Raw genomic sequence first — 6,193 nt, 5'->3', positions numbered from 1 at the left:
CGGGTAGCGGGGCGGCATGAGGTGGGGATGCGCAACGGACAGGGCTCCCGTGCCGTTGAGGGAGGTGTTCGACGTCTCAATCACGCTGCTCGGGGCCTCGTTGGTCAACTATCCTGCCGCACTCGACCTACCTCACGCCCTGGTCGAGTGGGTCACGATGCTCATCGTCACCCGCGAGGGTGACCGACGGTGCAAACTCCCGCCTCACCGTCGTGCGCTGGTCGCACTCGTGTACCTGCGTCGCCACGACACCCTCGCCCGTATCGCCGCGGCCTTCAGGATATCCGTCGGCACCGCCCACGCCTACGTCACCGCAGTCACCACTCTGCTCGCCGAGCAGGCGCCGGGCCTGCTGAAGACGCTGCGCGCGCATGACCCGGACTTCGTCCTCCTGGACGGCACACTCGCAGAGTGCGACCGCGTCGGCGACGGCAGGGCCGACTACTCCTCGAAATGCAAGCGACACGGGGTGAACGTGCAGGTCGTTACGGACCCGGCCGGCGAGATTCTGTGGCTGTCGCCGGCACTGCCGGGCCGGACCCACGATCTGACGGCCGCCCGCACCCACAACATCCTCCGGATCTGCGCGCTCCAGGGCGTTCCGATCCTCGCCGACATGGCCTACATCGGTGCGGGCGACTGGGTCACCACAGCCAAGCGCCGCCCACCAGGCGGTGAACTCACCCTCACCGAGCGGACCGTGAACCGGGCCCTGTCTGCGGCCCGGGCACCCGTCGAACGAGGCATGGCACGGCTGAAGTCCTGGCAGATCTTCCGCAGATCGCGCGTCAGCCCCAACCGCATGAGCGTCATCACCAAAGCCGTCCTCACCCTGGAGAAGCAACGCTGAAAATGCTCAGTGACCGGGGACCTTCCGGTCCTCGACCTCGGCAGGGCGGGCGGTGATGGACACCATGCCGCGGATGATGCCCCGCCCGGTAGGCCGACGGGCGATCTTCGGGCGGCGCATGGGCGGGCCGACCGCAGGCACTGTGTGAGGCTGCGGTCGATCGCCTGGCGACGAGGGTCGTAGAGCGAGAGGTAGATCGCTTCGTGCGAGATCTGCATGGCGGTGTCACCAGGGAACTGGCGTCGCAGCCATCCTGCGGTCTGATCGGGAGACCAGCACAGGGCCAGCTTGGCCTCCACCAGGGCGCGCAGAGCCGGTTGTTGGGCGAGCTTGGCCTGCTTGGGCCGGCGCCCGCGCTCGTAGGCGGCCTCATCTGCGGATGCGGCTCGGTAGCGGTCCCGGCCTCCGTTGCGGGCAATCTCGCGGGAGACGGTCGAAGGCGATCGGCCCAGCCGCCTGGCCAGCTGCCGGCCAGATTCCCCGGCGGCGATCCCGCGGGATATCTCCTCGCGCTCGCTGCCGCTCAGATGCCGCTCTGATCGTGTCTGAGGGGTGAGGCGGACGCCGCCGCTCTGGTACAGGAACCGACGCGCGTGCTGCATCGGTGCCCCGAGCGCCCGCCCGATCAAACTGAACGACTGCCCCTCGCGCCAGCGTCTCCAGATCTCATCCTGCTGAGCAGGCGAAAACCCGTAGTCACGCACCTGTGCCTCCACGATCACATGATCATCCGTGGTGGTGCGTTGATCACTTGAGGGCGCCATCGTTTACCGACAGAGCCAGAGGGGAGAGGCAGCCGCTTCAGCTCCTCACGCTCGGCCGGCGTCACGGCGTCACCGCCCGCAGCCACGGCAGGGTCGCCGCCCGCCCGGACCCACTGCCGCAGCGACTCGGTGTTGGCCCCGAGCCCCCGGGCCACCGAGTTGATCGACCGGCCGGTGGATGTCACCCGCTCGACCGCGTCCCGCTTGAACTCCTCCGGATATCACCTCTCAGCCACCCGGACGCCTCCTCCTCAGACCCCGCGATCCGACCCTCAAGAGATATCCACGAATAGGGGCAAACCCCAACACCCCGCTAGTGCACATTTGTACATGTACACTTGTGCACTATGATGAGTGCAAGGGCCCGGAGAGATCCTGAGGGACGCAAGCGTGTGATCGTCGAGGCGACGGCCGAGCTGATCGTGGAGTCCGGCGTGAGCGGCTTAACGCATCGGAAGATCGCCGCGCGGGCGGGCGTTCCGTTGAGTTCGACCACGCAGCATTTCCCGTCGCTTCTGGCGTTGCGGGATGCGGCGCTGGACCATCTCGGGTCGTGGATCGGTGAGGGTGTCTCAGGCCTGGCCGAGGATCTCGCGGCGGCGGAGGATCTGCCGGCGGTGTTGGGCCGGGTGTTCTTCGAGTACCTCAGCGACCCGGCGCGGGTCCGGTCGGACGCTGCGTTCTACATCGTCGCGACCGAGGACGTGGAGTTGCGGCCGCTGGCGACCCATTGGTTCGACGCGCTGGTGGAGATGCTGACCCCGCGCGTCGGTGTCGCGGCAGCACGCGCGGTGGCGGTGTTCGGTGACGGGATGTCGACGTACGCGATGTTGCACGACGGCCCGTTGCCGGAGGAAGAGCTGACGCGGGTGTTCCGTTTGCTGCTGGAGGATGAAGATGTTTGACCTGTTCGGTCCGACGAGTACGACGGCGATGTCTGTCCGGCAACGCTGGGCGGCGCTGATCATGCTGTCGGGCGCGCTGCTGGTCGTCGTGATGGATATGACGATCGTGATCATGGCTTTGCCGGATCTGATCCGCGATCTCGGCCCGTCCCCGACGGAGCAGTTGTGGATCGTCGACGTGTACTCGCTGGTGCTGGCGGGGCTGCTGATCCCGATGAGTCTGTTCGCAGACCGGATCGGTCGGAAACGGGTGCTGCTGCTCGGTTTCGTGGTGTTCGGTACGGGCTCGTTGGTGGTGCTGTTCGCGTCGGCTCCGGGGCATGTGATTGCGATCCGCGCTCTGCTGGGTGTGGGCGGCGCGATGGTGATGCCGGCGACGTTGTCGTTGATCCGCACGATCTTCCGCGACCCGAAAGAACGGGCGCTGGCGCTGGCGGTGTGGGCGTCGGTGTCCGGGCTGGGCGCGGTGATCGGTCCGGTCGTGGGCGGGGCGCTGATGGAGCAGTTCGGCTGGTCCGCCGCATTCCTGATCAACATTCCGTTCGCCGTCGCCGCGCTCATCGCGGGGATAGTGCTGCTGCCGGAGGCCGAGGACCCGCATCCGGGACGGTGGGATGTGGTCGCAACGGCCCTGTCGGTTTTGGGAATGGTGCTGCTGGTGTGGGGCGTCAAGCGTCTCGCCGAGGCTGAGTGGACCGACCTGCGGGGCCTCGGCGCACTGCTGTGCGCCGGGATCCTGCTGGCACTGTTCGTGCGGAGGTGTCTGGCCCGGCCGCGACCGCTGCTGGACGTGCGTTTGTTCGCACGCCGGCCGTTCGCAGCCGGTGCGATCACCGCACTCACCTCGATGTTGGGCATGTCCGCACTGCTGCTGCTGGTCGCAACCTGGCTGCAGATATCTGAAGGCATGTCACCGCTGCTGGCCGGGGTCGCGCTGCTGCCGATGGCGGCCGGATCGTTCCTGTTCGCCCCGCTCGCCCCTCTCCTGGCGCGCTGGATAGGCCCGCGACTCGTGCTGACAGGCGGCCTCGGGATCGCCGGTGCCGGGATGGTCCTGTTGTTCGCCGCGGGCAACTCGCTGGCCTACTGGCAGCTCGCCGTCGTCCTCGTCCTGGTGGGGGCAAGCACCGGGTCATTGGCGATCGCCTCGGCACTGATCATGGGGAGCACCCCGGAAGCGAAAGCGGGGCACGCGGCCGCGATCGAGGAATCCATGTATGACCTCGGCAACGTGCTCGGCATCGCGATCCTCGGCAGCATCGCGGCCGCCGTGTACGGGCAGCAGATCAACACCGACAGGTTCGCCGCCGACGGGGTGACCGGCGACCTGGCCACCATGGCCGCCGACTCCCCGGTCGGTGCGATGACCGTCGCCGAGCAGACCGGCGCCACCGGACTGGCGCAGGCAGCCACCGACGCGTTCGGGACCGCGCTCGCGCGGACCTCCCTCGCCGGCGGGATGCTCCTGCTGGCCGTCACGGGGCTGGTGTTCTGGCTGGTTCCCAAGTCCACCGACCTCGCCACCCACGGCCTCCCCGAACACGAAGAGAAAGACTCCCATGTCTGAGCAGTCACTCACCCGACGCCAGATCATCCATATTGCACTCCTGGCTGGTGCCGTACTGCATGCCCTGCTTGTGATCGCACAGCCGATCCTTGCCGGGCGCAGCCTGGAAGGCGACGCACGCGCCTTGGAGCTGCATGCCGGTAACGGCTACGCGATCCTTACCGTCGCCACTCTGCTGGTTCTGTTGGCGATCGTGTGGTGGCGGCCTGGTCGCGGCCCCGGCGTGGTCCCGATCCTGGCCGCAGTGACGCTCGCGGCCGAAGGCGCCCAGTACGTCCTGGGAGACACCGGGCTGCTGTCCCTGCACCTGCCTCTCGGCATCGCCATCCTGGTTCTTTCGCTGCTGCTGTGCTGGATCGTGACCCGACACAGCCCACGCACCACGGAGACCACGCAGCACCCCCGCGCCGACGACACCGAACTCCCCAATGACCACAGGGCCGCCCACGCAGACGCCACGGCAGAGGCCGGCGCGGCAGCGACCCCACGAGCGAAAGACCGTTCGGAATGAACCAGACTCGACCCGGCTCCGGGATGAACCGACGCGGATTCCTGCGACTCGGCGCGCTCGGACTCACTGTCACCGGTTGCACGCTCACCGACCCCCGCAACACCGAACGGGTCATCCGCAAAACACCAGCGAACCCGGTCTACATACCCCCACTGGCCGCTAAGACAGTGGAGAACGGAGTGAGCGTGTTCGACCTGACAGCTCAGTCCGGACGCAGCACCATCGTGGCCGGCGGGAAGACCAAGACATGGGGGATCAACGGCCCGATCCTCGGTCCCACCCTCCGCGCGCGTCGCGGTGAGGCCGTCCGCATCGATTTCCGCAACACCCTCGACGAGGCCACCACGCTGCACTGGCACGGCATGCACCTCCCAGCAAAGGCTGACGGCGGCCCGCACCAGATGATCGCGCCCGGAAAGACCTGGCACCCCGAATGGGTGGTCAACCAACCCGCCGCCACCCTCTGGTACCACCCACACCCGCACGGCAAAACCGAACGACACGTCTACCGCGGCCTCGGCGGCATGTTCATCCTCGACGACGACCAGGACGCCGCTCTCTCGCTCCCCCGCGACTACGGCGTCAACGACATCCCCCTGATCGTGCAGGACAAGACCTTCGACAGCGGTGGCCAACTCGTAGAAACCTCTCGCCGCGACAACGGCATGATCGGCGACACCATCCTCGTCAACGGCACCGCCGCGCCATACCTGGACATCACAGCCGAACTCACCCGCCTACGCGTCCTGAACGCCTCCACCGCCCGCAGCTACAACTTCGGGTTCTCCGACGACCGCACCTTCGCCATCATCGGCACCGACGGCGGCCTCCTCAGCACACCAGTCGAAGCGACCCGAACCCTCCTCACGCCGGGAGAAAGGATAGAGATCGTCATCCGGATGCGCCCCAGCGAAACGGTGCGGCTGCGCTCCTACCCGCAAGACCTCGGCCTGTGGGGAGCCCGCCCCCAAACCAGCGGAGCCAACGACACCGCCGACATCATCGAACTCCGCGCCGCGGCGACACTCACCCCCTCGCCGAACCTGCCTGGCCGACTGAACGAGATCGAACGGCTCACCACCGACCTGGCGGCCACCACCCGGACGTTCGATCTCAACAACAACCGCATCAACGGTCAAGCCATGGACATGGCGCGGATCGATGAGACCGTCACCGTCGACACCACAGAAACCTGGGAGGTGTGGAACAGCGACGAACAAGCCCACAACTTCCACGTCCACGACGTCCAATTCCAGATCCTCGACATCGACGGCACCCCGCCCCCGCCCGAACTGGCCGGCTGGAAGGACACCGTCTACATCCCGCCCGGGAGCGGCGTCACCCTCATCATGCGGTTCACCGAATACACCGACCCCACCACTCCGTACATGTACCACTGCCACATGCTCTGGCACGAAGACCAAGGCATGATGGGCCAATTCCTCATCCTCCGCCCCGGCCAAGAACCCGCATACCAGCCCCCCACCAACGAACACCACCACTAGGGCCTGTCTGACAAATGATTACCCGTGGACTCGCGGAGCCAGAGGATCAAGGAAGCCAGGACTACTCCGGCACGGTAGCGGTCGCCGAGCT

5 protein-coding genes and 2 pseudogenes are annotated in these 6,193 nt (G+C 67.1%); 5 read left to right on the top strand and 2 right to left on the bottom strand.

Features of this window, described 5'->3' with window-relative positions; translation table 11 throughout:
• Nucleotides 1–100 precede the first annotated feature (100 nt).
• Nucleotides 101–850 (top strand): transposase family protein, encoded by a 750-nt coding sequence (locus tag ACFXKG_RS40950; RefSeq protein ID WP_384850637.1) that lies wholly within the window; start codon nt 101–103, stop codon nt 848–850.
• A gap of 467 nt (nt 851–1,317) precedes the next feature.
• Here ACFXKG_RS40950 and ACFXKG_RS40945 read toward each other — a convergent pair.
• Both ACFXKG_RS40945 and ACFXKG_RS40940 read right to left on the bottom strand, forming a co-directional pair.
• Nucleotides 1,318–1,452 (bottom strand): annotated as a pseudogene (locus ACFXKG_RS40945) (IS30 family transposase); the annotation flags it as partial.
• 116 nt (nt 1,453–1,568) lie between these two features.
• Nucleotides 1,569–1,823, bottom strand: a pseudogene (locus ACFXKG_RS40940) (transposase); the annotation flags it as partial.
• Nucleotides 1,824–2,006: 183 nt separating this feature from the next.
• On the opposite strand from ACFXKG_RS40940, the gene ACFXKG_RS40935 reads away from it, so the two are divergent.
• From ACFXKG_RS40935 to ACFXKG_RS40920, 4 genes are all read left to right on the top strand, one after another.
• Nucleotides 2,007–2,519 carry a TetR/AcrR family transcriptional regulator gene (locus tag ACFXKG_RS40935; protein WP_384850634.1) on the top strand — a complete coding sequence of 171 codons (513 nt, stop codon included), beginning with the start codon at nt 2,007–2,009 and terminating at the stop codon, nt 2,517–2,519.
• Nucleotides 2,512–4,086 (top strand): MFS transporter, encoded by a 1,575-nt coding sequence (locus ACFXKG_RS40930; protein ID WP_384850631.1) that lies wholly within the window; start codon nt 2,512–2,514, stop codon nt 4,084–4,086. Before ACFXKG_RS40935 ends, ACFXKG_RS40930 begins: the two co-directional genes overlap by 8 nt.
• Nucleotides 4,079–4,597 (top strand): hypothetical protein, encoded by a 519-nt coding sequence (locus ACFXKG_RS40925; protein ID WP_384850628.1) that lies wholly within the window; start codon nt 4,079–4,081, stop codon nt 4,595–4,597. Before ACFXKG_RS40930 ends, ACFXKG_RS40925 begins: the two co-directional genes overlap by 8 nt.
• A gap of 179 nt (nt 4,598–4,776) precedes the next feature.
• Nucleotides 4,777–6,102, top strand: coding sequence for a multicopper oxidase family protein (locus ACFXKG_RS40920; RefSeq protein WP_384850625.1), 1,326 nt, complete (start codon nt 4,777–4,779; stop codon nt 6,100–6,102).
• Nucleotides 6,103–6,193: the final 91 nt, after the last annotated feature.

This window comes from Streptomyces sp. NPDC059255, assembly GCF_042752355.1.
GTDB lineage: Bacteria > Actinomycetota > Actinomycetes > Streptomycetales > Streptomycetaceae > Streptomyces.
This window is presented reverse-complemented; position numbering and strand designations above follow the sequence as displayed.